Source organism: Rhizobium leguminosarum (genome assembly GCF_001679785.1).
GTDB classification, from domain to species: Bacteria; Pseudomonadota; Alphaproteobacteria; order Rhizobiales; family Rhizobiaceae; genus Rhizobium; species Rhizobium leguminosarum_R.
This window is the reverse complement of the sequence record NZ_CP016286.1, coordinates 2,207,764-2,233,955: the sequence shown is the minus strand read 5'-3', so window position 1 is coordinate 2,233,955 and position 26,192 is coordinate 2,207,764. Positions and strand designations below refer to the sequence as shown.

At 62.4% G+C, this 26,192-nt stretch carries 29 protein-coding genes and 3 pseudogenes; 18 read left to right on the top strand and 14 right to left on the bottom strand.

All coding sequences use genetic code 11. The features are described 5' to 3' along the window. Positions 1-73 precede the first annotated feature (73 nt). Positions 74-964, bottom strand: coding sequence for an SDR family oxidoreductase (locus BA011_RS11195; protein ID WP_065280511.1), 891 nt, complete (start codon positions 962-964; stop codon positions 74-76). Between the two features lie 91 nt (positions 965-1,055). On the opposite strand from BA011_RS11195, the gene BA011_RS11190 reads away from it, so the two are divergent. After that, on the top strand, positions 1,056-1,886 hold the full coding sequence (locus BA011_RS11190) for a helix-turn-helix transcriptional regulator (protein WP_065280510.1): 831 nt from the start codon (positions 1,056-1,058) through the stop codon (positions 1,884-1,886). Here BA011_RS11190 and BA011_RS41515 read toward each other — a convergent pair. After that, entirely contained in the window at positions 1,861-2,352 is a 492-nt protein-coding gene (locus BA011_RS41515) for a hypothetical protein (RefSeq protein WP_237352642.1), read from the bottom strand. The two genes, BA011_RS11190 and BA011_RS41515, sit on opposite strands and share 26 nt — an antisense overlap. 10 nt (positions 2,353-2,362) lie before the next feature. Then, complete coding sequence (locus BA011_RS45065; RefSeq protein WP_237352640.1) at positions 2,363-2,503, bottom strand: hypothetical protein; 141 nt, start codon at positions 2,501-2,503, stop codon at positions 2,363-2,365. Positions 2,504-2,649: 146 nt separating this feature from the next. Here BA011_RS45065 and BA011_RS11175 point away from each other — a divergent pair, with 146 nt between their 5' ends. Next, positions 2,650-3,108, top strand: coding sequence for a hypothetical protein (locus BA011_RS11175; protein ID WP_186806542.1), 459 nt, complete (start codon positions 2,650-2,652; stop codon positions 3,106-3,108). Positions 3,109-3,369: 261 nt separating this feature from the next. Next, complete coding sequence (locus BA011_RS11170) at positions 3,370-4,902, top strand: Ig-like domain-containing protein (RefSeq protein WP_065282501.1); 1,533 nt, start codon at positions 3,370-3,372, stop codon at positions 4,900-4,902. A 109-nt stretch (positions 4,903-5,011) separates the two neighbouring features. Here the strand turns inward: BA011_RS11170 and BA011_RS11165 are convergent, their stop codons facing one another. Next, complete coding sequence (locus BA011_RS11165; protein WP_065280506.1) at positions 5,012-5,449, bottom strand: hypothetical protein; 438 nt, start codon at positions 5,447-5,449, stop codon at positions 5,012-5,014. On the opposite strand from BA011_RS11165, the gene BA011_RS11160 reads away from it, so the two are divergent. Next, positions 5,448-5,660 (top strand): hypothetical protein, encoded by a 213-nt coding sequence (locus BA011_RS11160; RefSeq protein WP_065280505.1) that lies wholly within the window; start codon positions 5,448-5,450, stop codon positions 5,658-5,660. The genes BA011_RS11165 and BA011_RS11160 overlap by 2 nt on opposite strands. Before the next feature lie 119 nt (positions 5,661-5,779). Here BA011_RS11160 and ftsZ read toward each other — a convergent pair whose 3' ends face one another. Further along, entirely contained in the window at positions 5,780-6,799 is a 1,020-nt protein-coding gene (ftsZ, locus tag BA011_RS11155; RefSeq protein WP_011652582.1) for a cell division protein FtsZ, read from the bottom strand. 170 nt (positions 6,800-6,969) lie between these two features. After that, positions 6,970-7,815: an NmrA family NAD(P)-binding protein gene (locus BA011_RS11150; protein ID WP_065280504.1), complete on the bottom strand. Its 846-nt coding sequence runs from the start codon at positions 7,813-7,815 to the stop codon at positions 6,970-6,972. 230 nt (positions 7,816-8,045) lie between these two features. On the opposite strand from BA011_RS11150, the gene BA011_RS11145 reads away from it, so the two are divergent. Further along, positions 8,046-8,453, top strand: coding sequence for a hypothetical protein (locus tag BA011_RS11145; protein ID WP_065280503.1), 408 nt, complete (start codon positions 8,046-8,048; stop codon positions 8,451-8,453). Positions 8,454-8,653: 200 nt separating this feature from the next. Here the strand turns inward: BA011_RS11145 and BA011_RS11140 are convergent, their stop codons facing one another. The 3 genes and pseudogenes from BA011_RS11140 to BA011_RS46325 form a co-directional block, all read right to left on the bottom strand. Then, positions 8,654-9,640 (bottom strand): aldo/keto reductase, encoded by a 987-nt coding sequence (locus BA011_RS11140; RefSeq protein WP_065280502.1) that lies wholly within the window; start codon positions 9,638-9,640, stop codon positions 8,654-8,656. 189 nt (positions 9,641-9,829) lie between these two features. Then, positions 9,830-10,366, bottom strand: a complete 537-nt coding sequence (locus tag BA011_RS11135; protein WP_065280501.1) for an ATP-binding protein — start codon at positions 10,364-10,366, stop codon at positions 9,830-9,832. Between the two features lie 108 nt (positions 10,367-10,474). Beyond that, positions 10,475-12,487 (bottom strand): annotated as a pseudogene (locus BA011_RS46325) (BTAD domain-containing putative transcriptional regulator). Positions 12,488-12,663: 176 nt separating this feature from the next. On the opposite strand from BA011_RS46325, the gene BA011_RS46320 reads away from it, so the two are divergent. The 4 genes from BA011_RS46320 (at position 12,664) to BA011_RS11110 (ending at position 14,624) form a co-directional block, all read left to right on the top strand. Further along, positions 12,664-12,906 carry a DUF1127 domain-containing protein gene (locus BA011_RS46320; protein WP_065280500.1) on the top strand — a complete coding sequence of 81 codons (243 nt, stop codon included), beginning with the start codon at positions 12,664-12,666 and terminating at the stop codon, positions 12,904-12,906. Between the two features lie 267 nt (positions 12,907-13,173). After that, the gene (locus BA011_RS11120; RefSeq protein WP_065280499.1) at positions 13,174-13,554 is read left to right on the top strand and encodes a VOC family protein; all 381 of its coding nucleotides are present in this window, start codon (positions 13,174-13,176) and stop codon (positions 13,552-13,554) included. A gap of 42 nt (positions 13,555-13,596) precedes the next feature. Next, the gene (locus tag BA011_RS11115; RefSeq protein WP_065280498.1) at positions 13,597-14,079 is read left to right on the top strand and encodes a cupin domain-containing protein; all 483 of its coding nucleotides are present in this window, start codon (positions 13,597-13,599) and stop codon (positions 14,077-14,079) included. A gap of 161 nt (positions 14,080-14,240) precedes the next feature. Continuing rightward, on the top strand, positions 14,241-14,624 hold the full coding sequence (locus tag BA011_RS11110; RefSeq protein WP_065282500.1) for a VOC family protein: 384 nt from the start codon (positions 14,241-14,243) through the stop codon (positions 14,622-14,624). Between the two features lie 317 nt (positions 14,625-14,941). Here BA011_RS11110 and BA011_RS11105 read toward each other — a convergent pair. After that, a pseudogene (locus BA011_RS11105) lies at positions 14,942-15,948 on the bottom strand (AraC family transcriptional regulator). Between the two features lie 70 nt (positions 15,949-16,018). Here BA011_RS11105 and BA011_RS11100 point away from each other — a divergent pair. The 3 genes from BA011_RS11100 to BA011_RS11090 all read left to right on the top strand — a co-directional run bounded on the left by BA011_RS11100 (position 16,019) and on the right by BA011_RS11090 (position 19,353). Next, the gene (locus BA011_RS11100; RefSeq protein WP_065280497.1) at positions 16,019-16,387 is read left to right on the top strand and encodes a DsrE family protein; all 369 of its coding nucleotides are present in this window, start codon (positions 16,019-16,021) and stop codon (positions 16,385-16,387) included. A 103-nt stretch (positions 16,388-16,490) separates the two neighbouring features. Further along, the gene (blh, locus tag BA011_RS11095) at positions 16,491-17,771 is read left to right on the top strand and encodes a bifunctional sulfur transferase/dioxygenase Blh (protein WP_065280496.1); all 1,281 of its coding nucleotides are present in this window, start codon (positions 16,491-16,493) and stop codon (positions 17,769-17,771) included. 247 nt (positions 17,772-18,018) lie between these two features. Next, the gene (locus BA011_RS11090) at positions 18,019-19,353 is read left to right on the top strand and encodes an ISNCY family transposase (RefSeq protein ID WP_065280293.1); all 1,335 of its coding nucleotides are present in this window, start codon (positions 18,019-18,021) and stop codon (positions 19,351-19,353) included. A gap of 173 nt (positions 19,354-19,526) precedes the next feature. On the opposite strand, the gene BA011_RS11085 is transcribed toward BA011_RS11090, so the two are convergent. Both BA011_RS11085 and BA011_RS11080 read right to left on the bottom strand, forming a co-directional pair. After that, positions 19,527-19,853: a type II toxin-antitoxin system VapC family toxin gene (locus BA011_RS11085; RefSeq protein WP_065280495.1), complete on the bottom strand. Its 327-nt coding sequence runs from the start codon at positions 19,851-19,853 to the stop codon at positions 19,527-19,529. Next, positions 19,850-20,107 (bottom strand): type II toxin-antitoxin system Phd/YefM family antitoxin, encoded by a 258-nt coding sequence (locus BA011_RS11080; RefSeq protein WP_017961033.1) that lies wholly within the window; start codon positions 20,105-20,107, stop codon positions 19,850-19,852. Before BA011_RS11080 ends, BA011_RS11085 begins: the two co-directional genes overlap by 4 nt. 197 nt (positions 20,108-20,304) lie before the next feature. Between BA011_RS11080 and BA011_RS41500 the strand changes: the two are divergent. After that, positions 20,305-20,406, top strand: a pseudogene (locus BA011_RS41500) (histidinol phosphatase); the annotation flags it as partial. Between the two features lie 3 nt (positions 20,407-20,409). Further along, positions 20,410-20,595, top strand: a complete 186-nt coding sequence (locus tag BA011_RS11075; protein WP_017961031.1) for a hypothetical protein — start codon at positions 20,410-20,412, stop codon at positions 20,593-20,595. A gap of 1 nt (position 20,596) precedes the next feature. Here the strand turns inward: BA011_RS11075 and BA011_RS11070 are convergent, their stop codons facing one another. Further along, entirely contained in the window at positions 20,597-21,088 is a 492-nt protein-coding gene (locus tag BA011_RS11070; RefSeq protein ID WP_065280494.1) for an HIT family protein, read from the bottom strand. A 175-nt stretch (positions 21,089-21,263) separates the two neighbouring features. On the opposite strand from BA011_RS11070, the gene BA011_RS11065 reads away from it, so the two are divergent. Continuing rightward, the gene (locus BA011_RS11065; protein WP_065280493.1) at positions 21,264-22,205 is read left to right on the top strand and encodes an MYG1 family protein; all 942 of its coding nucleotides are present in this window, start codon (positions 21,264-21,266) and stop codon (positions 22,203-22,205) included. A 76-nt stretch (positions 22,206-22,281) separates the two neighbouring features. Here BA011_RS11065 and BA011_RS45040 read toward each other — a convergent pair whose 3' ends face one another. Further along, positions 22,282-23,079 (bottom strand): lactonase family protein, encoded by a 798-nt coding sequence (locus BA011_RS45040; protein WP_237352633.1) that lies wholly within the window; start codon positions 23,077-23,079, stop codon positions 22,282-22,284. A gap of 641 nt (positions 23,080-23,720) precedes the next feature. Here BA011_RS45040 and BA011_RS11055 point away from each other — a divergent pair. From BA011_RS11055 to BA011_RS11045, 3 genes are all read left to right on the top strand, one after another. Then, positions 23,721-24,656, top strand: a complete 936-nt coding sequence (locus tag BA011_RS11055; RefSeq protein ID WP_237352632.1) for a LysR family transcriptional regulator — start codon at positions 23,721-23,723, stop codon at positions 24,654-24,656. Between the two features lie 161 nt (positions 24,657-24,817). After that, entirely contained in the window at positions 24,818-25,207 is a 390-nt protein-coding gene (locus BA011_RS11050; protein WP_065282498.1) for a c-type cytochrome, read from the top strand. Positions 25,208-25,354: 147 nt separating this feature from the next. Further along, positions 25,355-26,173: a cytochrome c oxidase subunit II gene (locus BA011_RS11045; RefSeq protein ID WP_065280492.1), complete on the top strand. Its 819-nt coding sequence runs from the start codon at positions 25,355-25,357 to the stop codon at positions 26,171-26,173. The last annotated feature ends 19 nt before the right edge of the window (positions 26,174-26,192 follow it).

Sequence of the window (26,192 nt, the reverse complement as noted above, 5' to 3'; positions counted from 1 at the left end):
TCTGTTGCGCGAGTGGACGTCCACTCAAAGGCCTTTCAAAGGACCCTGAGGCGGCCAGCAATCGAGGCCGATGCTACCCGCCGAAATAGGCGGGATGATCGATATCGGCGAGGAGGTCCGATTGCTGCGGCTGCCAGCCGAGCAGCGCGCGGGTGCGCGCGCTCGAAGTGGGTACGTCGAAGCCGGCGAACATCGCGAACCAGCCGAAATGCTCGGCCGCTTCTTCCTTCGAGAGTGAGACGGCGGGCACATCGAGCCGCCGGCCGATGACCTCTGCGATTTGCCTGAAGAAAATACCCTCTTCCGCGACTGCCAGAAACGGTCCGCCGACGGCGCCGCGTTCGATCGCCAGCCGATAGACGCGGGCGGCATCGAGCCGATGCACGGCCGGCCAGCGGTTCTGCCCTTCGCCGATATAGGCCGAGACGCCCTTGCGTCTGGCCACATCGATTAGGATCGGGACGAAGCCGTGGTCGCCGTGGCCATGCACCGAGGGCGGGAGTCGGGCGGTGGAGGCGCGCACGCCACGGGCGACAAGCGATACCGCGGTGATTTCGGAGGCGCGAGGGTAGGTCTCCGACGTCGGCATGGGCGGATCCTTCTCGGTGCCGACGCGGCCGGGGGCAAAGCCGAGGCCGGCTGTGACCAGCAGCGGACGATCGGAGCCTTGGAGGGTTTCGCCGAGCGCCTCGATGGCGCGCCGGTCGGCGGCGCAGTTCTCGGCGAATTTCGAGAAATCATGGTTGAAGGCCGTGTGGATCACGGCGTCCGCCTCAGTCGCACCGCTCTTCAGGCTTTCGAGATCATCGAGCGTGCCGTGATGGGCTTCGGCGCCGGCAGCCGCCAGTTGATCCGCTCCTTTGTCAGAGCGGGTGAGGCCCAACACCTTGTGTCCGGCGGCGATCAGTTCATCGACGACGGCCGAGCCGACCCAGCCGGTGGCTCCAGTGACGAATACGCGCATGTGATATCTCCAGTTTTTGCCGGAGACACATATCGGCTCTGCCTATATCATGGTAAAGTAGTGACATTATCATGGTATAGAGGCTAACAGGATGAGTGAATTCGTCACCTCGGACAACCGGCTCGGCACCTATCTGAAGGATCGTCGCGTGAGGCTCGATCCCGCCGCGCTCGGTTTTGCGGGGGAGCGGCGGCGTACGCCGGGTCTACGGCGCGAGGAGGTGGCGAGCCGGGCCAATATCAGCCCGACCTGGTACACCTGGCTGGAGCAGGGGCGCGGCGGCGCGCCGTCTGCCGACGTGCTCGACCGGATCTCTCGCGCGCTGATGCTGACGGATGTCGAGCGCGAGCATCTCTTCCTCATCGGCCTCGGCCGGCCGCCCGAGGTGCGCCACCACAGGCAAGAGGGCGTGACGCCCCGGCTGCAGGGCGTGCTCGATGCGCTTGACCCGAGCCCGGCACTGATCCGCACCGCGATATGGGACGTCGTCGCCTGGAACCGGGCGGCAACCGTGCTTCTGACCGACTACGGCGCGCTTCCGCCGGAAGAGCGCAACGTGCTGCGCTTCATCTTCCTCGATCCGCGCGTGCGCGCCGCACAGTACGACTGGGAAAGCGTGGCGCGCTTCGTCGTCGCTGCCTTTCGGGTGGATGCGGCGCGCGCCGGGGCGGGGGCTGATGTGGAGCCGCTGATCGATGAACTCTGCCGCAAGAGCCCGGAATTCCTGGCGATGTGGCGCGACAATGACGTGCGCACCCACGGCGAGGGCGTCAAGCGTATCAAACACCCCGTTCTCGGGCTTCTCGCTTTCGAATATTCCGCCTTTCAGGTGGATGGGCGGCCGGATCTCAGCATGGTGGTCTACAATCCGGCGACGGCGGAGGATGCGGCGAAGATCAGGAGTCTGACGGGTCTGAAGTGAGCAGGTGTGTGAAGGGCGGTTTGGTTGCGTTATCGCTTCCTTGCAGCAGAGCTTCTCGGCTCTCGCTTTCGGTGCCCCGAACACGATTGCGGCGCCATTCGAGCGCAACAAGCAACCAGAACGTCAGGAAAAAATAGAAGAGGAACATCCGTATTGTCGACTTAAAGATAAGCGAATTGATGGAGTCATAAGCCCGGTACGAATATCCACGAGGTCCATCACCGAAGCCGTCGAAAAAAATCTGCTGGCCAATGAGAAAAACGGTGATAAGGGCAATCCCGATCCAGGCCTTCGGCGCCGGTGGTTTTCCCTTGGGGCTGTAGATGACGATCGCGCATGCGAAGGTGGCAAAATATAAAGATAGCATCGATCGCGTAGCAAAGAATAAACATTGCTGACTGTTCGAAGGCCGAAGATTTATGAACTGGTCATAGATGGTGATGTTCTGGTGCCAGAGCGCCTTCAAGAACCAAATGTCACGAAAATAACAAACGCCCCTGGGTAGGAAGGCGCGGTATTAGCACCCAGGTCGTCACCGACAAAAGTACCAGCGACCAGAACCAAATGCCGATCACCTTTCTTCTGCGTGCAATTTCTGGATTGCCCTGCTCAGGCATGATGTTTTCCTTCAATCAAAGCGAGAGGTAGGTTCGGAATTTCCGAGTGTCAATGACGTTACGACATCGCCTCAATCCGGACAAATCCGCAGTCATGCTGTACATCGACGCGCGCAAGATTTGAGCCGCGCGGATGGGGGATTTCAATGAATTCATATCGTGCCGCGGCTTTGGTAGTTGCTTCGGTCTTGATGGTGCTGTCGGCTTCGGCTGCATCCGCCTGCAGTTGCGGACGGTCGTCCGCGAAGGACAAGTTTGCAGAAGCTGATTTGGTCGTGAAAGGCCGTATGAAGCTGGTGACCTTCGGCGTCGAGATTCCCGATCCTCGATCCGAAGGCGAGGCGCCACGGCTGACGCGTGGCGACTTTGAGGTCGACAAGGTGCTGAAGGGGACGTTCAAGGGGAAGACTCTATCGGTCTATACAGGCGCCGGCATGGGGGACTGCGGGCGTCTGGGGGATTTCCTCAACGCGGCGTTTTACTATCACAGTGACAAATTCGGCATTTACGAATTTGGATTATCGAAGACCGAATTTGCGGGGCAAACATTCTATTCTACGTCGATCTGCGACTATGCTAAAGGGCCGAAGGACGGCCAAGAGTAAGGCGCCGAACCCATGGGGATCTGAGAACGATCCTGTCGCTGCCGATGCCTGTCTCCGAGACAAAATAACCAACGACGCCTTTAGGCCCGGCATCCGCCGTCCCTAAAGCTTAGATGTGTAACCCAGAGGGCGAAGCGTCTAAGCATGACAAAGCTGTGAATATCTAAAATACTACTCATACTAGAAAATTTATTGACCGATCCGGTCTCAGCTGCTTTCCTCCCGATAGACCAAGGCGAATGGATCTTGAAGGAGATTTCCATGACAGTGCTTGCAAAACCTGTGGCGGTCGATGATGTCAGCAGCGCTTCCGAGAATGACGGGATCTCGGGCAATCTGTTGAATAATGATCTGGCCGGGGGCTCCGGCAACATGTTTCTCAACTTCTTCGACGGCGAGAGGGTGCTTGCCAAGAAGGATGGTGCGATCACCGATATCGAGGGTGAATACGGCACGTTTCACGTCAAGGCCGACGGCTCCTATACCTATACGCTGAATGAGGCCGCCAAGGCGGGCTTCGTTGATGGAGTGACGCTGACGGAGACGATCGGCTACAAGATCTCCGACGGCTCCGGCAACACGGATGTCGGCCACTTCAAGCTCGACATTCACGGGGTCACGAGCCCGCCGGTCGCCGTCGACGACGCCTTTTCCTTCCGCGAAGGAAGCGAGATGGCCCGCAACGTGCTTGCCAATGATCACCCGGGAGAGGCTGGCACGCTCTTCCTGCGCTCGGTCGAGGGCACCAGCATTCCTGCCGGTCAGGGGCAGACGACCGACGTGGCGGGTGAATTCGGCACCTTCCATTTCGCAGGCGATGGAAGCTTCACCTACGATCTCAATCCGGCCGTCAAGGCGGGCCTCGATGATGGCGAGCATGTCACGGAGAAACTCCAATATTACAAGGTCTCTGACGGCGCCGGTCACGCGGATGCCGGCGTGATCACCCTGACCGTCGACGGCGTGACGGACGGAAAGTCGTTGAACACCAATCATGTCGAGGCCCAGGCGGATGTGGTGCGCCCCTTCCTGGACCATTACGAACTCCAGGGGGTCGCGATCGATCCGCTAACGGGCAAGTATTACGTTGCGTCAGGCCATGGTTTTCCAGACGATTCCATGGTGAGCATTTACGACAACGCTGCGGCATTCGAAGCCGACCATGCCAGCGGCGCCATCTCTCTTGGCGAATATGACCTTGGCGAATACGACATCGGCGGAACCTATTTTGCGGTCAGCGGCGGCGAGATCATCGGACGAACCAACGAGGTCCGAGGGGAAGGCCCTTTCCCCGATCAGACCTATCTCGCAAAGTGGGATGCCGGAGACGGATCGTCCGATCAGCAGGGCGACCCGATCCCGGGCCTTATCGGCGAGAATGGGGCGGGCACGTTCGACTGGGGTGGATTCACGGCCGTCAATACGATGCAGGATTCGACCGGCATCTACGTCGTCGGCCGCATCGATGATGCCACCTGGCAGGTCTCCAAGATCGATCCCGACACGCTGAACCCGATCGAATCCAAAACCTTCGCCGCAGGCTCGCTCGGCTACGGCTTTGCCGTTGACGGCACGTTCTTCTTCGGCGATTCTTCCAGCAGCGAGCATATCGGCACGGCATTCGACTTCGAAACCGGGGTCAAGACAACGGTCGACGTCAACATCGCCATACCGGGAGACGACTTGATCACCAACGTGGTCTATGACTCAGCGGCGGATAATCTCTACCTCACCAACACCGGGACCGACGAAATCGCCGTGGTGCACAACGTCTCGGACGTCCTGTTCGTCTAGTGCATCGGCCCGAAAATCGGAATCGATTTTCGGAAAGCACGATGCGAGGATTGAAAGTGTTAGAGCGTCCTTTGTGCGTCCGAAAGGACGCACAACGCTCTATTGGGCCTTACCGCTCGAATGCCGACGCCGCCCCGCCCGTTCCCTTCACGGCGGGGCGTTTAACGGCGGCGTGAGGCGCGGATGCGGGCAGCGGGCTGCCTTCCAGGCCGGTCGCTACCACTGAGACGCGGAACTTGCCGTCGAGGCTGCGGTCGAAGATCGCCCCGACGAATGCAATCTTGCCGTTCCGGACAAGGCCGCTCTCCAGCCAGTACGAGGCGTCTCCGGCTGTCCCGGCAGCAAGAGCGGCGGGCCGTGCGGAACATGGATGGCGGCCGACACCTTCAGCCGGCCGCGTGGATCGGTTTCGGCCGATGATCTGGAACCATGATCCCGCCGTACTGTTTAACTGGAAGGCGCGGAAGCGCAGATAACGGGGATGCCGATGCCGGCCAACCCGGTGATGACGATCGGCCTTTCGGTTCGCCTTGGAGGAACACGACATGCAAACGACCCGATCGAAAGAACTGGCGGAGGAATACCTGCGGCTCGGTGGCAAACGGCTGGCGAAGATCGATGACAATATCGTTAAAATCCGCCACTGGGAGGATGACACGTCGGAGGCCGAGGCCTTCTGGCAGAAGCACATTGAGCCGCTGGATGACAAGCGCCGCGTAGAGGTCGTAACGCACCTTCCCACGATCAACGACAGGTGATCGCGAATCAACGACCGGTGATCGCGGCGATTCCCCGGAGCGCAGGACATTGAAGCACGACAGCGCCGCGCGTCTGAAAAGACGCAGCAGCCTGTCGTACTCGGATCGCGCCGCTGCGCTTACTGCAGCGTGCGCGTCTGAACCTGCTCGGCGGCGTGAGGCGCGGATGCGGGCAGCGGGCTGCCTTCGAGGCCGGTCGCCACCACCGAGACACGGAACTTGCCGTCGAGGCTGCGGTCGAAGATCGCGCCGACGACGATATCGGCGTCTTCCTGGACTTCGTCACGAATGCGGCTTGCCGCCTCGTCCACTTCGAACAGGGTCATATCTGAACCGCCGGAGATCGAGATCAGCACCCCCCTGGCGCCCCGCATCGAGATATCGTCGAGAAGCGGGTTGGCAATGGCCGCTTCCGCCGCCTTCATCGCGCGGCTCTCACCGGAGGCTTCGCCGGTTCCCATCATCGCACGGCCCATGCCTGACATGACCGACTTCACGTCGGCAAAATCGAGGTTGATCAGGCCTTCCTTGACGATCAGATCGGTTATGCAGCCGACGCCGGCATAGAGCACGCGGTCGGCCGTCATGAAAGCATCGGCGAACGTCGTCTTCGCATCGGCGATGCGGAAGAGGTTCTGGTTGGGAATGACGATGACCGTATCGGCCGCCTGGCGAAGCGCCTCGATGCCGATTTCCGCCATCCGCATGCGGCGGTTGCCTTCGAAGGTAAAGGGCTTGGTGACGACGCCGACCGTCAGGATGCCGGCGGCACGCGCAGCGCGGGCGATGACAGGTGCTGCACCCGTGCCCGTTCCACCGCCCATGCCGGCGGTGACGAAACACATGTGCGAGCCGGCCAGGTGATCCATGATCTCATCGAGCGACTCTTCGGCAGCCGCATGGCCGACCTCCGGCAGCGAACCCGCGCCGAGACCCTCCGTCACATTCGCGCCAAGCTGGATGCGGCGCGTCGCCTTGGAGGTGGCCAGCACCTGAGCATCCGTGTTTGCGGCGACGAATTCGACGCCCGCCAGCTTTTCCGCGATCATATTGTTGATCGCATTGCCACCACCGCCGCCGACACCGATGACTGTAATATGCGGCCGTAGTCCCGAAATGCCGCCCTTGGCGTCCGTCATCGCGCTCTCCTTTGATGCTTCGTTCATGCCCACCCTCGTTTGCGGACGGCGAATCGGCCGTCAGGATACGCGAGCAACAAGGCAGAGGCGAGGCGAAAGACGTCTCGGGGGCAGCGAACCTTTTGACATGTGACTATCGTTCTCGACAGGAATGCGTCCGCGATCGCCGCTCACCGAAGCGCGGCGATGTGGTCTTCGAGGGTGATCTCTCCGCGATTGGGCTCGCGCGGCAATTCGTGGCCGTCGAGCGTCGCCTCGGTCATGCGCGTGTAGGAGCGGGCGGCGGCAGGCGAGAAGCCGAGCTTGCGAAAGCTTTCTTCCAGCCGGTCGCGCGGCGTCGTAGCCAGGCTCACGGACCTTCCTACGACGGCAGAGAAGGCTGCGACAACATCGGCGAAGCTGTATCGCTGGGGTCCCTCCACATGCTCGATGCCGACATCGCTGACTGGGCCCGACAGACGCGCGGCCGCCGCGTTGCCGAGATCAGTGGGAGAGACCATCGGCAAGATGAAGTCTTCGGGGAAGGCAGTGGTGATCAGACCCTTGCGCGCCGGCTCCAGCAGCATATCGAAATTGGTATAATAGTAAGCCGCCCGGTTGATCGCCGCCGGAATGCCGCTTGCCTCAGCCAGGCGCTCGAACTCATGCAGCACCGAGAGGTCGCCGATGCCATCGCCTTGCCTGGCGCCATAGGTCGATTGCACCACGAGTTTTTCAAGGTCCGAATCCTTCAGCGCCGTGGCAATGCTTCGTGCAGTCTTCAGCTCTTCGGCGTTCGTATCGGTGCCTGGATGTGCGGGCGGGTTGAGGAGAAAGGCGCGTCTGCCTGTCTGGAAGACAGCCCTCAGTGCCGCGCTATCCAAGACATCAAGCACCACGGCCTCGACATTGCCACCGTCGACCGCGCTCGCCTTCTGCTCACTATGGACGAGCGCGAATATCTTCTCGCCCGCGGGCCTCAGCGCTTCGATGACACGGGAACCGACATTTCCCGCTGCACCCAGAACGATGTACATGATTTCCACCCGGCAGTTGTTTCGCTGCAAAACGAAGTCTCGGTGCCGATGGTTCCTGTCAGGTGGCGTAAAGCTGTCTTCAGCCGCCTGCCGACACATTTATGGTGAAAGCCGACCGAGTGCATGGCCCCTGGCGCGCCGATTTCGTCCACAGGCCCTGACGGGCGTGAACCAAAGCAGCGCTGCGGTGTTTACAGACACGCCTCACAACTCCGAAAGGAACGCTTCCCATGCAACGACTTCTTCTATCAGGCCTTGCGCTTGCCGCATTGGCCGGCACCGCCTTCGCCCAACAGCCGCCCGCTCCGCCATCCGCCGGGACTCCGCCCGCAGCGGCTGAACCCGGCTCGCCGCCGCCGTCTCCGTCTGCTCCTGATGACGATGAGCAGATGACGGACCGGCCGGATGCGCGGCCGGGAGATCGCCCCGATTACCGCTGGCATGGTCGGAGAGGCGACATGGGCTTCCGTGGTTTCCGCGGTCATCGCCCGCCGCCGCCACCGCCGTCCAAGGCAGCCCATTTCCGGATCGAGGACGGGAATACCCGGATCGATCTCAAATGCGCCGAGGACGAACCGATGAGGGCCTGCGCCGATCTGCTGCTCCAGGTGATGGACCGCCTGCAGGGCCAGGACTGATCATCCGCGCCTGAGGCGGGTGCCACGCGATGATGCAACCGCCCGCGTTTTCTCGCGGGCGGTTTTGCGGGTTTCTCGGGGCCGTGACACCGCCGTCGAAGTCAAACGCGGCCCCGTAGACCTCAAGGAATGATGCCGCCGCTCGAATTGGTCGATCCCTCGCCATGGGGCTTTACGGTCGGCGACTGAGGGGCGTCGGTTCAGCGCGTGACGCGGGCTGCCGATGTTCCCGAGTAGCGGTCGCCGTGGATCTCGATGCCTGAGAAGACCGCGTCGATCTCGGCCAGTTCCTCCGATGTGAAGGCGTTGTTGGCGGCGGCGATGTTTTCTTCCAGCCGATGCAGCTTGGTGGTGCCGGGAATGGGGACGATCCAGGGCTTGCGGGCCATCAGCCAGGCGATGGCGATCTGGGCTGCGGTCGCGTTTCTGCGAGCGGCGATCGCCTCGATCGCATCGACCACCGGCTGGTTTGCCTTGCGGTTTTCGGCCGAAAGGCGCGGATTGGTCTTGCGGTGGTCGTTGCCGCCTTCGAAACTGGTGTTCTCGTCCATCTTGCCGGTGAGAAACCCGCGGCCGAGCGGGCTATAGGGCACGACGCCGATGCCGAGTTCTTCGACGACGGGCAGGAATTCCCGTTCCGGGTTGCGCCACCACAACGAATATTCGCTTTGCAACACGGCGACGGGCTGGACGGCATGGGCGCGGCGGATGGCATCGGCGCCCGCTTCGGACAGGCCGAAATGCAGCACTTTGCCGGCGCTGATCAGATCTTTCACCGTGCCTGCCACCTCTTCGATCGGTACGGCAGGGTCCACCCGATGCTGGTAGAAGATATCGATGCGATCGGTGCGAAGCCGCTTGAGGGATTCTTCTACGACCACACGGATGCGTTCCGGCCGGCTATCAAGGCCGACTTCCGGCCGGCCATCCCTAAAGCCGAATTTCGTCGCGATCACCACCTTATCACGGATCGGCGCCAGCGCCTCGCCGACGAGTTCCTCGTTGGTGAACGGCCCGTAGGCTTCGGCAGTGTCGAAGAAGGTGACACCCCGGTCGTGGGCCGCCCGCAGGAGCGTGACGGCATCACCGCGCTCCATCGCCGGCCCGCGATGGTAGTTCAGCCCCATGCAGCCGAAGCCGATCGCCGATACGTCAGGGCCTCTTTGGCCGAGCTTGCGCTTGATCATTTCAAGTCCTCCTTCCCAGGTTTGATCCCAAGATAGGGCAAAGCCCGGCGGCGATTAGCCGGAGATATCGGCATGAACTTATGTGGTCCGCTCATGAATTTCCCGGCTCGCTCGGAGAGGTAGAACCGGGATCGGGTAAGAGAATTCCGGCAGTGTCTGCCGCTTGCGCCGAAAGCTGAGGGGCTTGCGTTATGACGCCAGGCGAAACATGCCGCTGCGCATAGCCTCGATCACCGTGCGCAACGTGTCTTCCCTGTCGTGCCCCTCCGTCGAGACGACATGTTGCTCGAACGGGCCAAGTGACGAGAATTGCTGATGGAGCGCCGCAATAGGGCCGGGATCGGTCAGCGTGTCGCCGCCACGCTCCCGGCAGCGCCGGATGGCGACATCGAGCGGCGGACGCAGAACCACGTAGTGGAGGGGTGCTGCGATTTTCCGGAACGGTTCCAGGAACCACGGCCCGACGATGCCGTCGACGACGACGAAGTAGCCGCCGTCGGCATAGCCTGCCGCCGCCTTCGTCAGCACGTCGACGACAACGACGTTCTGTTCATGCGCTTCCGGCAGATAGGGCGGGATCACCCCGTTCTTGATGAAATGCCAGAAGTCGTCGGAATGAAGATGGACCTTCGGCGAGCCGGGTTCGCGGGCGAGCGCCTCGGCCGTCGTGGTTTTTCCCGAGCCCGGCGGCCCGGTGAGAATGAGAACTTCGCCCGTGTGATCCATCGCGCGGCATTTTCGCACGAAGCAGCATCGTTTCGCAATTAGCCGATAGGGGGTCGGCAATAGCCCGGCCATGACCCCTTCGTTCCGAAGAAGCCGCTGAAGCGGCAGCTACTCTGGTAGTCCCGCCATCCTGAGAGCCTCGATATATCGATTGCGATCGTCCGGTCGCCGGAATGGTGGCAGCACGTCGGCGAGATTGGAAAGTCGGAGGGCTGGGTCCATCAGGCACAGGCGGGCGATCGTTTCGCGGGCTTGCACAAGCCGCCCGGCCATGGCCTGGCTCGCCCCCATCACGCGCATGGCGCTCGGGTAGTTCGGCTGGTGGTGTAGCGATTTTCCTGCCCAGGCGGCAGCATCGTCATAGTGGCCGGCGCAAAAATGCGCGAGACCGATGTTGAACTGCCAGGCAAAGAGGCGCGGATCCAAAGGGCTGAGACGCATGGCGAGTGTTGCGTGTTCAATGGCCTTATCGGGCTCGCCGAGGCAAGCCTTCACTCAGCTGCTGACGCCGAGCGCAGCGGCCAGGTTCGGGTTGAGGAAGAGTGCGCGATCGATGCAGGCCGCACTGTCATCGAGGTCGCCGCCGACATAACCGATGACATATCCGCCGTAGATGAGCGCAACCGCATCGTCCCAGCCAAGTTCGACGGCTCTCCTCGCCAGCCGGGTGGCTTCGGCAGTCTCGTCGGCGGGATTGAGCATCCAGCCGTTGCTCTTTCGGGTAGCGTAGCAGCGTGCCGCCCGTGCATGGGCTATGGCGAATTCCGGGTCACGCTCGATCGCCTCCCTGAAAAGCCGCAAGGCCTCGTCGATGACCGATCTGTTGGTGATCGTCCGGTCGAAGGCCGCCAGGCCGCGGAGATAGTAGTCATAGGCGTCGAGGCTCTCGGTCGGCTTGCGTTTGGCACGCTCGATCTCAGCCTCCTACACTTTTGGCGTTATGGCGCCGACGATGCTCGAGGCGACCTGATCCTGAAGATCGAAGACATTCGCCAGGGTTCCGTCAAAACGATCGGCCCAGAGGTGCGCACCCGTCGACGTGTCGATGAGTTGGCCTGCAATGCGCAGACGGTCACCGGTCCGGCGCACACTTCCTTCGACCACATAGCGCACGTCCAGCTCACGCCCGACCTGCTTTATATCGACCGCCTGACCTTTGTAGGTGAAGCTCGAATTCCGGGCGATGACGTAGAGATGGCGGAATTGAGCAAGCGCGATGGTGATGTCCTCGACGATGCCGTCGGCAAAATATTCCTGCTCCGCGTCGCCGCTCAAATTCTGAAATGGCAGGACCGCAACCGATGGCCGGTCGTGATGCTTCGCCGGGGCGGGGAAGACCTGCGGCTGCGCTCCGACGTCGGCGGCCGGTGCGCTCCGCGGATGTCCGGGTCCCTGCCGCGATTGCAGCGAAGCTGCCAGGGAGGACGTCTGTGCTTCTGGTACAGCCTGAAGATGCTTCTTCAAGAGCGCCCGGCAGGCTTCGTACTGGCGCAGAGCCGCGTTTTCGTGGCCCCTCAGAGCGTGGATCTGCATCAGCGCCCGATGGGCGGCCTCCACGGTCGGGTCCGCAGCGAGCAGCCTCTCAGCCAGCCCTTCGCAGGCCGATTCTTCAGCGCTGCCTGGCTCGGAAAGCGCTTGGCTCAGCCGCTCCACCAGTTGCAGTGCCTTGCGTTGATATGTGCTCCGATACGGGCCGAACCACTCGTCTAATTCGTCCGGAATGGCCTCGCCTGCCAGCACCTCGCCACGGTAGAGGTCGGCGGCAAGAGCGAGATCGGCCGTCCGGCCGGCCTCCAGTTTACGGTCGAAGATCGAAATGTCGATTTCATCAGGACCTGTTATCAGCGCGACGGTCTCCTGATCCCCGTCGATGTAGACGGCGGCATCCCCGCCGGCCGGAAACGATCGTCTGATATCGACCAGCGCCTGGCGCAGGCTGTTGCGGGCCTGCTCATTGCTTCGTCCTGGCCAGAAAGCTTCGGAAAGCAGTTCCCTGCGATGGCCGCGGCGGCCTGCAAGCACCAGGGCAGCAAAAAGAAGTGACGTCTTGCGCGTGGTGAAGCGGATTTGCCGGTGCTCCCGGGACATCACTTCAAGGCCACCCAGCAACCTGATGCGCAAAGATCGTCTCCCAGATTTCGACCGCCACCGCAGAATAGCATTTCGGCAGATAGATTTAACACCGATTTAGCGGCGGCTTGTCGAGGTTTTCCTGGCCGTTCACGCTGAACCGAACAGCCGGAATACGCCCGCGTGTCAGGCTCCCACTTGCAAATCTCACAAATGGGAGACTGAAAATGGCTCACACGGAAACTCACGCCGGCATCAGCGCGCCGAGGCCGAACAGCGTAACAATCATCGTCGCTGCCCTGAGGAAGTGGCAGCGGAGCGTCGCAAGACGGAAGGCATTGGCAGATCTGACGCCCGACCAGCTGAGGGACATCGGTTACCCCCGGGATGACATCGGCCATCCGGAAGTCAATCGACCCGTGCTCGAAATCAAAGCAGGGCTGATGACGAAGTTGATGTCAATGCGATAGTTCGAACGTTCGACTGCGCGGACGCGTCGGCTGCCAGTCGACAAGGCGAGGATCCACGGGACAAGGATCGCGCCAGATTCGATTGGCAGCAGGCAATCATTGATTCCCCTCCCAAGACGTAATGCCGACCGATTTTCAGCAAGCATAGCCCCGTCAATGATTGGCGGGGCTTTTGCTGTCCGGCGGCGCCGATTGGTCTGGCCGCTGGAAAAACGCGGAAGGAACATCAACTATGATGAGACGCTGGAACGATAGGGAGGGCACGGTGTGATCGATCATATCACCATTGCAGTGGGTGACCTGCAGAAGAGCAAATTATTCTATGAGCGCGCTTTCGACCCTCTGGGTTATCGCCTCTCCTTCGGGAAGGAGGGCGTGTTCTGGGCCTTCGATGTCGGCGGCAGCCTGTTCGAGATACAGCACACCGACGACAAGCCGCCTCTGACGCGTTTGCACGTTGCCTTCCGGGTTCGGAGCAGGGCGGAGGTCGAGGCGTTTTATCGGGTCGCGCTCGAAGCCGGCGCCCGGGACAATGGCGCGCCCGGCCCGCGGCCGGAATATGAAGAGAACTATTATGCCTGCTTCGTTCTCGACCCCGACGGATATAATATCGAAGCGATGCTCAATGAGCCGGCGCCGCAAGGGTAAGCGCAGGGCTCCGCCAAAGAATGCAATTGAGGGGAGGTGGATATGTCGAGTTTCAGGAATGCCGTCGTCTCTTTGCCCGGCAAGGAGCGCGTGGCGAAGGCGCCCTTCGGCGCGAGGATTGTCATCCATGCCACGGCCGCCGAGACAGACGGCGCGTTCGGGATGTGGGAAACCTTCACGCCGCCGGGTCATGGTCCGGCCCCGCACACGCACACCCGGGAGACGGAAGTCTTTCGGGTCATTCGCGGTCTCTATCGATTCCAATGCGGCGACGAGGCGTTCGACGCGCCTGTGGGAACCGTTGTCGTTCTGCCGCCACATGTACCGCACAGTTGGCGAAACATAGGCGACGAACCCGGCCGGATGTTCGGCACGGTCACGCCCGGCGGCTGCGAGCAATTGTTCATCGATATCGAGGCTTTTGGTGCCGATACGCCTGAGAAAATCGCGGTGATCGAAGCGCGACTGGGGATCATTAACGACATCACGCTGGCCCTGGGATTGACAGGCCCGCAACCGCGCTGACCGATCATCACGAGTCAATCGGGTCTGTCTATTGTCGGCGCGATCGCTTTCGCGGCACGGCACTCTCTCAAGAGTCCTGTCGCTTGGAAATATCCGTATGTCCTAACCGCGCTGCGTCCATGTCACCGACGCGCGCATATGGTCTTGAGGAGGCACATTTGATGCTTACGATTGGCTCGATTGTCTGGGGTGTAAGGGATGTTGCGCGCGCCATCGAATTCTGGTGCGCGGCCTTGAATTATAAACCTTTGCGAGAGCCGTCGGAAGATTGGGCCATTCTTGTCCCGGTCACGGGCGAAGGACAGCAGATGGCGATCACGATCGTTTCATCCGACCCCACCACCCACCAGCGCCATCATCTCGATCTCTATGCATCCGATCAGCAAGCCGAGGTCGAGCGGCTGTTGTCTCTTGGAGCGCAGCGTGTGGATTGGCGCTATCCCGAAGGCGCGGACTATATCGTTCTGGCCGATCCTGATGGAAACAGGTTCTGCGTCATTCAGAAAGAGATGCAGCCGCATGGCGTCAGCAATCCACCCGTTTGAACTTCTGACCTGATTGCAGTTAGAGGCAACTTCGCTCCTCCCGCGCCATCGCCTGGCCGTTCGACGGAATCCGAGCTGGCCGGAAGCAAGAAATCGCTTCATTGCCTGATGGGACTCTTGAAGCGGCAACCCGGTGGATTGGGAGTGAGATTGACCGCAATGGAGCTTATTGGTGCGGCATCCTCCAACGCTCCTCATCCTGAGGCGCGCAGCCCATAGGGCGTAGCCTCGAAGGACATGCCGCGGCGCGGCTCCTTGCATCGATGTTGCAGCCACGCCGAGCACCCGCCTCTTCCTTCGAGGCTCCTGCGGGCACGTCAGGATGAGGCTCTCTTGGACGCCGTCGCCCGCCAGGCTGCCGGTGGGGTGGCGAAGGCGCGGGAGAAGGCGCGGTTGAAGGCGGCTTCGGTGGCATAGCCGGCGTCATAGGCGATCGCCGCGATCGGCTGACCCGATGTGGCGAGCGCGACGCTTGCGAGATAAAGCCGCCAGTCGCGGATATAGCGGATCGGCGATGTCGAAAGCATCGCCTGGAAGCGATCAGCGAGGGCGCTTCGCGACATTCCCGATGCCGCAGCCAATTGCTCCAGCGACCAGTCACGTTTGGGATCGTCGTGAATGAGGGAGAGGCAGCGCGACAGCGCCGGGTCGGCAAGCGCCGCCAGCCAGCCGACCGAGCTTGGCTCGGCCATCATGATCTGGTGGCGCAGGATCTCGATGAAGAGGATTTCCGTCAGCCGCGGCAGCATCGAGACGCCGCCGGCGCGTGGCCTGTCGACCTCCTCGACCATCTGGCGGATGGTGGCGCGCAGCCAGTCGCCATCATTGGCCGCCCTCGTCCTGACATGGATCAGCCTGGGCAGGGCTGCCGAAGCGGCGCGAAGCTCAGCCCATCCCACTGCAGATAGCCGCAGAGCAGCCGCACGCCTTGTGTCTCGTCGCCGTAACGCAGCACGGGAATCTCACGCCATGGCTTCTGCGGCAGGTCGCGGGTCGGGAGCACCAGCTTGCCGTCTCTTCCCGCGCCGAGCTGATGTCCGGTGCCGAAGGGAAAGACCAGCACGTCGCCGGCCTCGAGATCGGTCTCTTCGTCCTCCACTTTCAGCCAGCAGCGGCCGGCCACAACGATGTGAAACGGCATCGTGCCCGATGCCTTTGCCGAAAGATTTGCAAGCGACGGCGCGGCATCGGTCTGCCAGTCGCCCGTCGGCATGAAGCAGAATTGCAGCGATCCCGAAAGGCGGATCGTCGAAAGCAACGCCGACAGCACGTCGTCGCGCGCGACACCCGCAGCGTCTGGATTTTCGGACAAGGCTTCACGCATTCCGGCCAAATACGCGCGCCGCGCGCGCTCCTATCATCAGTGCATTCAAACCCAATGAGAGGAGAATACTATGCAAACGGCAACCGACAAACTGGTCGTGCTCGTCACCAAGGGCATCGAATCCGAACTGTCCTCCGTCGCCTTCACCATTGCCAATGGCGGCATCACCGCCGGGCTGAAGGTCTCGGTATTCCTCACCAGCACCGGGATCGACCTGGTGCGCAAGGGTGGCCAGCGCATGACGCATGTGCCGCCGCTCGAACCGCTCGCGAGCCTGATCGAGAATTTCCAGCAGCGCGGCGGCACGATCTGGGCCTGCCCGCCCTGCGTGACTTCCCGCGGCTACAACAAGGAAGATTTGCTCGACGGCGTCGTCATCGTCGGCGCCAGCGCCATGCATGCCGAGATCAAGCAGGGGGCGGCGACGCTGTCGTTTTAATCAGGCACGCGCCGGGCGGAAGCTATTCTTGCGCTCGGCGATATACTTGTGAGATTGTAGCGTAATACATGCGATACGGCATGATGCGGGCGCAGGGGCTTCGATGACATCCGTGAGGGTCAATGAGCTGATATCGGTAGCGGGACAGCCCCATGCCGCGGACTTTGCCGATTTCGCGGCGCGCGGCTTTGCCGGCGTCATCAATGCCCGGCCGGATGGCGAGGAGCCGGATCAGCCCGGCAATGCTGCGGAAAAGGCGGCGGCGGCCGCCGTCGAGCTTTCCTACTGCTTCGTGCCGGTGAAGAGCTCCGAGATCACCGAGGCTGATATCCGCGCCTTCCAGATGGCGATGGCGCAAGCGAAGGGGCCGGTCGTCGCCCATTGCAAGAGCGGCACGCGGGCGCTGACGCTCTATGCGCTGGGCGAGGTGCTCGACGGGCGGATGAAGCCCGGGGATGTCGAGGCCTTCGGTCAAAACCTCGGCTTCGATCTTGCCGGCGCGCGACGTTTTCTGGAGAAGCGGGCGGGGCAGGCGCCTCATGTAAAGGCCTTCTTCGAGCCCCGCACCTATAGTGTGCAATATGTGGTTTCCGATCCGGCCACGAAACGCTGTGCGATCATCGACCCGGTGCTCGATTTCGACGAGATGTCGGGGGCGACGGGGACGGCCAATGCCGATGCCATCCTCGCTCATGTCGAAAGCGAAGGGCTGACGGTCGAGTGGATCCTCGACACCCATCCGCATGCCGATCATTTCTCCGCCGCGCACTACGTCAAAGGAAAGACCGGCGCGCCGAGCGCGATCGGCGCACATGTCACGGAGGTGCAGAAGCTTTGGAAGGAGATCTACAACTGGCCGGCCCTGGAAACCGACGGTTCGCAATGGGACCGGCTGTTTGCCGAGGGCGACACGTTCGAGATCGGTGCGCTTAAGGCCCGCGTGATGTTTTCGCCCGGGCACACGCTCGCATCGATCACTTATGTGATCGGTGACGCCGCCTTCGTGCACGACACGGTGTTCGCGCCGGATTCCGGCACGGCGCGCACGGATTTCCCGGGCGGAAGTGCTGCCGCTCTCTGGCACTCGATCCAGGCCATCCTGTCGCTGCCCGAGGAGACCCGCCTCTTTTCCGGCCACGACTACCAGCCCGGCGGCCGGCACCCGCGCTGGGAAAGCACGGTGGCGGCGCAGAAGCGCGCCAACCCGCATATATCAGGCATCGACGAGGCCGGCTTCGTGGCGCTGCGGCAGGCGCGCGACCGCACGCTGCCGAAGCCGAAGCTGATGCTGCACGCGCTGCAGGTGAATATCCGCGGCGGGCGGCTGCCCGAGCCGGAGGGGAATGGCAGGCGGTATTTGAAGATTCCGCTGGATGCGTTGTAGGGGCGGCCGGTGCTGGCAACCGCCGCATCGTTCAAAGCGCGTTTTCTATATCGGTCCTAACGAAGTCGTCCCCCACGAATAGCAGCCGGCATCCATGTTCCCTAGCTAGTGCCCGTCCACAAACGGTAAACCACTGAAATTATTGGAGGAATTGCGATATTGCGGCGGGCAAAGCCCGGCGGTTTCAGGTATACTTTAGATCAAGCCATTGATTCTAAAGACAAACCCGCAACCGCCGGAGCCGACAATGCGCCAAGAACGCACCGTCCAAGCCAATATATTCGATCTTTTCGCCGAACACGAGATCGGCCGCGAGCTGAAAGCCATGTCGCAATGGCTGGATGAGCATCGTGATCTGCTCGGGCTGGTAGCGCAGGACCTGCGCCGCCACGGCGTCAAGGAGACCGGCCGCGAGGGCCTGCCGGCGGAGGCCGTGCTGCGTTGCGCCCTGCTCAAACAACACCGTCAGTTGAGTTATGAGGAGTTGGCCTTTCATCTGGAAGATTCCGCCTCGTTCCGGGCCTTTGCCCGGCTGCCGTGGGGGTGGAACCCGAAGAAGTCGGTCTTGCACAAGACGATCAGCGCGATCCGGGCCGGGACCTTTGAAGCGATCAATCGCGTGCTGTTGACGAGCGCCCGGCAGGACAAGGTGGAACGCGGCAAGGTCGTGCGCATCGACAGCACCGTCACTTCGGCGCTGATGCACGAACCGAGCGACAGTAGTCTTTTGTGGGACTGCGTGCGGGTGATGGTGCGGCTGTTGCAGCAGGCGGCTTCCTTGGGCAGCGCCATCTCATGGCACGATCACTGCCGCGCGGCGAAGAAGCGATCCCGGGCGATCCAATTTACCCGCGGTCGTCCGAAACGAGTTCAGCACTATCGCGCGCTGGTCAGGATCACGCGCACCACCTTGAGCTATCTCGAACAGGCGGCGGCGCAACTGCCCTTGGCGGCGGGCCCGGCGGTCGAACTCTGGCAGGCCCAACTCCGCCACTATAAGCCGCTGATCGAACGGATCATCGCCCAGACCGAGCGGCGGGTCCTGGCCGGCGAGGCGGTGCCGGCTGGCGACAAGCTGGTCAGTTTGTTCGAGCCGCATGCCGACATCATCGTCAAAGGCAGCCGCGACGTCGAGTATGGCCATAAGATCAATTTGACCACCGGCACAAGCGGGCTGATCCTCGACCTCGTCGTCGAAACCGGCAACCCGGCCGACAGCGAGCGCTTGCTGCCGATGCTGGAACGCCACATCGGCATCTGGGGCGAGGCGCCGCGTCAGGCGGCGGCCGACGGCGGCTATGCCAGCCGCGATAATTTGAGCCGAGCCAAAGCCTGGGGCATCTGCGACATGGCCTTCCACAAGAAGTGCGGCCTCAGGATCGAAGACATGGTCAAGAGCCGCTGGGTCTATCGCAAGCTGCGCAACTTCCGCGCCGGCATCGAGGCCGGCATCTCCTGCCTCAAACGCGCCTACGGCTTGGGGCGCTGCACCTGGCGTGGGCTCGACCACTTCAAGGCTTATGTCTGGTCCTCGGTGGTCGCATACAATCTCGCCCTCTTCGCCCGCCTCAGGCCGACCTGACATCCCATGTCGCCAGCCAAAACCGGACCGGCGTGACGCCGGCAGTTGCCAATGCGCGCATGTCCACCAGAAATCCTGGCCGCCGCAATTAGCACCCATGAGCCACACCGCATGGCTTCAAAGCGGCCACCAAGCGGAACCCAAGTGCGCTGCAAGCTCAAGAAAACCAGCGTTTATGGACGGAAACTAGCTACCTCATAGGCGAAGCAGTCGCCGAAGTTCAGGCTGGCGGGATGGGCGCCTTTGCCCCAGGTGCGGTAGGCTTCGGCGATGCGGCGGGCGGAGGCAGGGGTGACGGCGACGATTTCGAAGCCGAGGCCGTCGATCAGTTGTTCCATCTCATCGCCGACGTTGCGACGGGCCGAGACGATCAAGGCTTCGGCGACCGTGCCGGCGGAGATCAGGAGATCATCCTCGGCTTCGAGGACGGCAATCAGGGCATCGGCTTGTGGTTCGCCAAGCACGATCGCCATCAGGGCGGAGGTGTCGACGGCGATCATTCGGGCAGGCCGTCATCGCTATAGAGGAAATCCTGGCTGCGTGCGGCCGGCGGCCCATCTGCGGCTTTGGCAATGGCGGAGGCCCGCACCGCTTCCATGAGCGTCCGGCGGGATTTCCGATCGGGCGCTGCCCTCATCGGAACCAGTTTCACGGCGGCATGACCGTGCCGGGTGAGAATGACCTCGTCCCCGGCTTCGGCACGCCGGACCAGTTCGGTCAATTGCCCCTTGGCATCCGTCACAGACACTCGCATCGTTCGCACTCCCCAGGACCAGTGCAGCCCAGTTTCTTCTGGAAAATTAGACCATTCGCTGGACCATATCAACGGATAATTTTCGCAGGTCGCGCTGGCGCGGGGACAATTCGCGCACCGAACTGCGGCATGAAGCCATGCAAGCGTCGTCAGCATGGTGGGTTCGATCGGCTTCGTCGGCCTCGTCATCCCCCATGCCGCTGACCGAGGATATGATCGGCCGGGTCTTCGGCGTTCGCGCCCATGTCCAGAAATCGGCCGTGCACGGCCGGCATCATATCCAGTACGTCATGGATTGACGGATGGTCGGGAATTTCGATCTCATGGAGGAGATCCGCGATTATTGGTCGAGACGGCCGGAGACCTTCGACCTCGCTTTCGGCCATAGGATCGCCAGGGGTCACGAGGCCGGCGCTGTCTTGGACCCCTTTCTCTTCATGCATGCCGTCCTGCCAAAACCGCTGGGCATTTTCCGGCGACATGCATGATCTAAAGCGGCGGAAACCGCATTGCCTCTCGCAGCAGCTCGATGGCCTCTGAGACCGAAGGCCCTCTGATCGGCGGCGGCTCTGCGCGTTCGCAGAACTCTCGCCAGACAAACAGCGTCAGTTCTGCGCCATCCGTTGCGGTTTTCCCCGGTCCCTCTGCAAAATTCTCGAGCACGCGATATCGAGCGTCCTTCCAGAACAATTCCTCCACCCAGTCATATATCGGGATCACATGGAAGTGGATCGGATAACTGGGCATGTGCCCGTACCGGCCGATATAGACGCGCTGAGCATTCAATTGCTGTTTCAGAACGCTCTGAGCCCTTGCGAGCAATGGGCCGAATTCGGCCAAAGCGTCTTCAGGCAGATCCGACAGATCGTTGGTGTCGGTCTTGGAACTGATCATGAGGTAACCGGGAAGGGCGGAGTTCATGCGGTGGTTCACAAGCCATCCGGCCGTCTCGACAACGTGAAAGCGCTGAGGGATCTCCACGGACTGCCTCTTACTCCTGATGCCCCAGGGGACGCTGTAACACATTGGATTGCTGCGCAATTTTATCGTTAAATCGACTGCAATTTAAGGTATGGGTTGAGATGGCAGCCGGCAACGGTTATCTCAACCCGACCGGCAAGCGGATCCTCCGCGAACGACAAGGCGCATAGCTCCCATGATCCCCGATTTCCTCGTCACCCATTCCGGTGGCTTTCATGCCGACGAATTGCTGTCGAGCGTCATCCTGACCCGGCTTTTCCCGCAGGCGCGTATCGTCCGCAGCCGGGCGCCGGAGTGGATCACGCCGGGCGAAGACCGGATCATCTACGATGTCGGCGGAGCCTATGACCCTGCTGCCGGGATATTCGATCACCACCAGCGCGGCGCTCCGTTGCGCGACGATGGCCAGCCCTACAGCTCGTTCGGGCTGATCTGGAAGCATTACGGCCGTGATTATCTCGCAGCCTCAGGCCTTCCCGAAGCACATGTCGAGGCGATGCATGGCTCTTTCGACGCCGGCTTCGTGCTGCCGGTCGATCTGACTGATAATGGCGCGCTCAGCCCATCCGGTCCGCTGGCCGGGCTGACGCTGCCGGCGCTGCTGGAAACCCTGAAACCGGTTTTCGACGAGGCGAGCCCCGAGGCCGATGATCGCGCCTTTCACGCAGCCCTTGCCATTGCCCGCAGTTTCGTCGAGGCCAGGATCGCTCAGAGTGCCGCAAAATTGCGGGCCGAGGCGATCGTGCATCGGGCAATCGAGGCTGCGGGGCAGGGGCGTGTTCTGGAATTACCGAGAGGAATGCCCTTCCGTCCCGCCATCGTCAAGGCGGGCGCCGATCATCTGCTGTTCGTCGTCCACCCGCGCGAAAAGGACTGGTGCGTGACCGGCATCCGCCGCGCCGAGGAGGGGTTCGAGCTCAGGGCCGACCTGCCGGCCGGCTGGGCCGGGCTCACCAATGGCGCACTGGAGGCGGTTTGCGGCATTGAGGGCGCAAGCTTCTGCCACAACGGCCGCTTCATTGCCGCTGCCAGGACCCGCGAAGCCGCTCTCGCCATGGCCGAGCTGGCGGTAAAGGAGGCGCTTTCGATCGGGGCGCAGTCAAATGGCGGCAGCTGAGGTAGCGTTGAAGGTATCAGTCCGACATTGAATAGTATTTCCTCACCTTCGCCGTCTGCGTGAATCTGCGGGCGCCCTACGGTGCGAGATCGACATGGTGGGCGCCATGCGGCAGCGGCACGCGGCCGAGCCGCTTAAGCGCCGGCCGGTCGCCTTTTGCGACGCGGAAGACTTCGAGCCCTGGGCCGGCCTCGGGGCCGGCCCCGTCATGGCCCTGGAACACGGTGGCGAGGAAGTGGTCTCCTGTCCGATCGAAGGCGCCGCCTTCCGGCAGGGAACCCTCGAAGGGATAGTCGGCGAGCCTGGCGATGGCGCCGGTTGCCGGATCAAAACTCAGAAGCGTGACGCTGGCGTCGCGGTGGAAGCGGGCAGAGCCCGGCGGGAAGGCTGTGCCGCGCATATTGACGGTGGCGACGAGTTGGCCGTCCGGGCTGATGGCGATGCCCTCGGAGGAGAGGCCGGTCTCGGCGCCGCCGAGGAGATCGTGGCGGGCCGATTGCGGCGATGTCGCGGGATCGGCGAGCCTGATGACGCTGATCGTCGATGGTGTCTGCGGGATACGGCCTTCCAAATTCGTGGCGGCGAAGTTCCGGCCCCAGTTGGCGGTGAGATAATGGCGCCCGTCCGGTGTGAAACGGCCGACGAAGGGATCGGCGCCAACCTCCATGATATTGCCCCACGGGCGCAGGATGGGCGCGTCGGCCCCGGTGACCTCGAAGAAGGCGACCCGGTTCTGCGTGTTGATGTTGACCGCCAGGAAGCGGCCTGAAGGATGCCAGTGGACGTTGGTCGCGGCCGCCGCGCGGGGCCGGCTCGGATCCTCTGACCCCGAGGTCGGCGAGGTCGAACCTGGCGAGGCGGCTGAAGCGGCCATCGCGATAGGCGACGATCTGGACGAAGCTCGCCTCCGGCGTGTTGGAAACGACGGCGACGCTCTCTCCATCAGGGCTGAGGGACAAGGCCTCGGGGAAGGCTTCGATCCCCACCGTGTCGGAGAGGCGGAGTGCCGCGCCGTCCGAAAGGTCGACTGCGAAGAGCCGCCGGCCCGGCGGCAGGTCGCTGATCCTGTTGCCGCCCTTTGGACGTTCGCCCAGCCTTTCAGTGACGAAGGCGGTTTGCCCGTCTTCGCTGAGGGCTAGGATTTCAGGCGCCGAGGTCACCGAATTGGAGACCGGTATCGATGCCGTGATGATCGTGTCCCCGGCCGGCGACATGATCGTCAACAGATCGCGATAGCCGGCATTTCGCGGCGCAAGCTCAGCGGTGCCATAGGTCCGGGCGAGAAAATCACCGTCGGAGATGACGGCGATCCGGCTCGCCGAGATGCGGCCGAGAATCTCGGGCGCGGCTTGCGCGCCTTCGGCGGCCTGCGTGCTCTGGGGTGTGGCGAGGCTAAAGGTGACGGCGAGCGTCGCGGCGGTGAGGACTGGTCCCTTCATGATCCTGCTCCCTTTTTGGTAGTCCTTTGAAAATGCCGCCGTTGCTGATAATTTTCCAATCGTAATCCTGTCGCCTGTGATAGGCATTTCGCATCAGGAGGCTGTCCTGGATATCCGCACGTTTGCCTGTTTCGTGGCCGTTGCCGAAGACCTGCATTTCCGCCGCGCGGCGGAACGGATGAACCTGACCCAGCCGGCGCTCAGCCAGCGGATCCGGGTGCTGGAAGGCGAGGTCGGGACCGATCTCTTCGAGCGCGACCGCCGCGGCGTGGCGCTGACGCCGGCGGGCGCGGCCTTCCTCGGCCCGGCCCGCGAGGCGGTGCTGCATGCCGGCATGGCGAAGGCCGAAGCCCTGCGGGCGGTGCGCGGCGAGGTCGGGTGCCTGCGGCTCGGCTTCACGCCGATCGCCTTTTACGGCGTCCTGCCGGAGGCGGTGCAGGCGTTTCGTGCCCGCTACGCACAAATCGAGGTCGATCTCGTCGAGATGAGCTCGCCTTTGCTGGAAGCAGCCCTTGCATCGGGCGACATCGACCTCGGCGTATTGCATCCACCGATTTCGCGGGATCTGATCATCCATTCCCTGCCGGACGAGCCGTTCGTGCTGGCGCTTCCGGCGACGCATCGGCTGGCGAAGCAGCCGGTCATCCGCGTCGTCGATCTTGGCGGCGAGCCCTTGCTGCTTGCGCCGCGGGCGATCGGCCCAAGCATATACGACCGTGTGATTGCCCTTTTCAGGGGCGAGGGCATCAGCCCCCGGATCGTCCAGGAGGTGACGCCGATGACGGCGCTGGTTGGCCTCGTTGCGGCCGGAACCGGTCTCGGCTTCGTCACCTCGGGCATCGCAAGAGCCGCCCGGCCGGGCGTCGCCTACCGTCCCGTCCTGCCGCCGCCGCCATCCCTACCGATCGCAGCCGCATGGCGCCCGCCGGCATTGTCGGCGGGCGGCGAGCGCTTCCTGGAGATCGTGAGAGGGTTGGTCGGGCAGGGCGATCTGCCGGAGCGGACGTCATGAACGGCGGGAGGCGCGGCAGCGAACACCCGTGCCGCAATTGCGGAACCGATTGACTTGTTGCCACGAAGGACTAAGCTTTAAGCCATAACAACCACTACCCACACGCGAGAGATAGCGGAGGGTGCAAGTGGCTGGCAACCTTGAGGAGGATGAGGTTTGCCGTGGATTACCGAGTTGTTCTGCTGATCGCCACATCCGTCATTGCTCTTTCCCCTGCTGACGCCGGGGCGCAGGAGGGCGATGCGACGGCGGGTGCCGCCGTTTTCAAGAAATGCGCGACCTGTCATGTCGCCGATTCCGATACGAACAAGGTCGGTCCGTCGCTGAACGGGCTGTTCGGCCGGAAGGCCGGAACGCATCCCAATTACGCCTATTCGGCCGGGATGAAGGCGGCCGGCGACGGCGGCCTCGTCTGGGACGAGACGGCGCTGCGCGACTATCTGCACAATCCGAGAGCGAAGGTGAAGGGCACGAAGATGGCCTTTGTCGGCGTGAAAGACGAGCAGGAGATCACCGATCTCATCGCCTATCTCAAGCAATATTCCAAGTGATGGGCAATACTCCAAATGGCGGGTCGCGGCCCGAGGGCGCGTGCCTAAATTGCCGTAATTGCCGATATTTTCTATCTGTGCGATAATAAACACGGACTTTTTGCGGAATGCGGTTTCACGGGTCGACCTGCTCGAGGAGGAGCGGACATGGCTGTCGTGCTGATCCTCGTCCTGATTGTCGTCGGCTCCGTGCTGTTCCATGTGCTGAGCCCGTGGTGGTGGACGCCGATTGCGTCCAACTGGACCTATATCGACACCACCCTCGTCATCACCTTCTGGATCACCGGCGTCGTCTTCGTGGCGGTGGTTTCGTTCATGGCCTATTGCGTCTTCCGCTTCCGGCACAAGCCGGGCAACCGGGCACATTACGAGCCCGAGAACCGCAGGCTGGAATTGCTGCTGGGAGGGGGAACGGCGGTCGGCGTTGCGGCGATGCTGGCGCCTGGCCTCATCGTGTGGAACCAGTTCATCACGGTGCCTGCAGATGCCGCATCGGTCGAGGTCGTCAGCCAGCAGTGGCTGTGGAGTTTCCGCCTGCCCGGAGCCGACGGAAAGCTCGGACGCGCCGAAACCGGCGACGTCACCCCCGAAAACCCGCTCGGCCTTGATAAAAACGACGCGAGCGGCCTTGACGACGTCATCATCGAGGGCGGCGAGCTACATCTGCCGATCGGCAAGCCGGTGCACATATTGCTGCGCTCGGTCGATGTGCTCCATGATTTCTACGTGCCGGAATTCCGCGCCAAGATGGACATGATACCCGGCATGATCACCTATTTCTGGTTCACGCCGACGCGGACAGGGACCTTCGACATTCTCTGCGCCGAACTCTGTGGCGTCGGCCATGGGCAAATGCGCGGCACCGTCGTCGTCGAAGAGGATGCGGATTACCAGACCTGGCTCGGACAGCAGCAGACATTCACCCAGCTTACGGCGTCATCAGGAGAGATGCCGCCGGCAAACTGAACCCCGTAGCGGTCGCAGA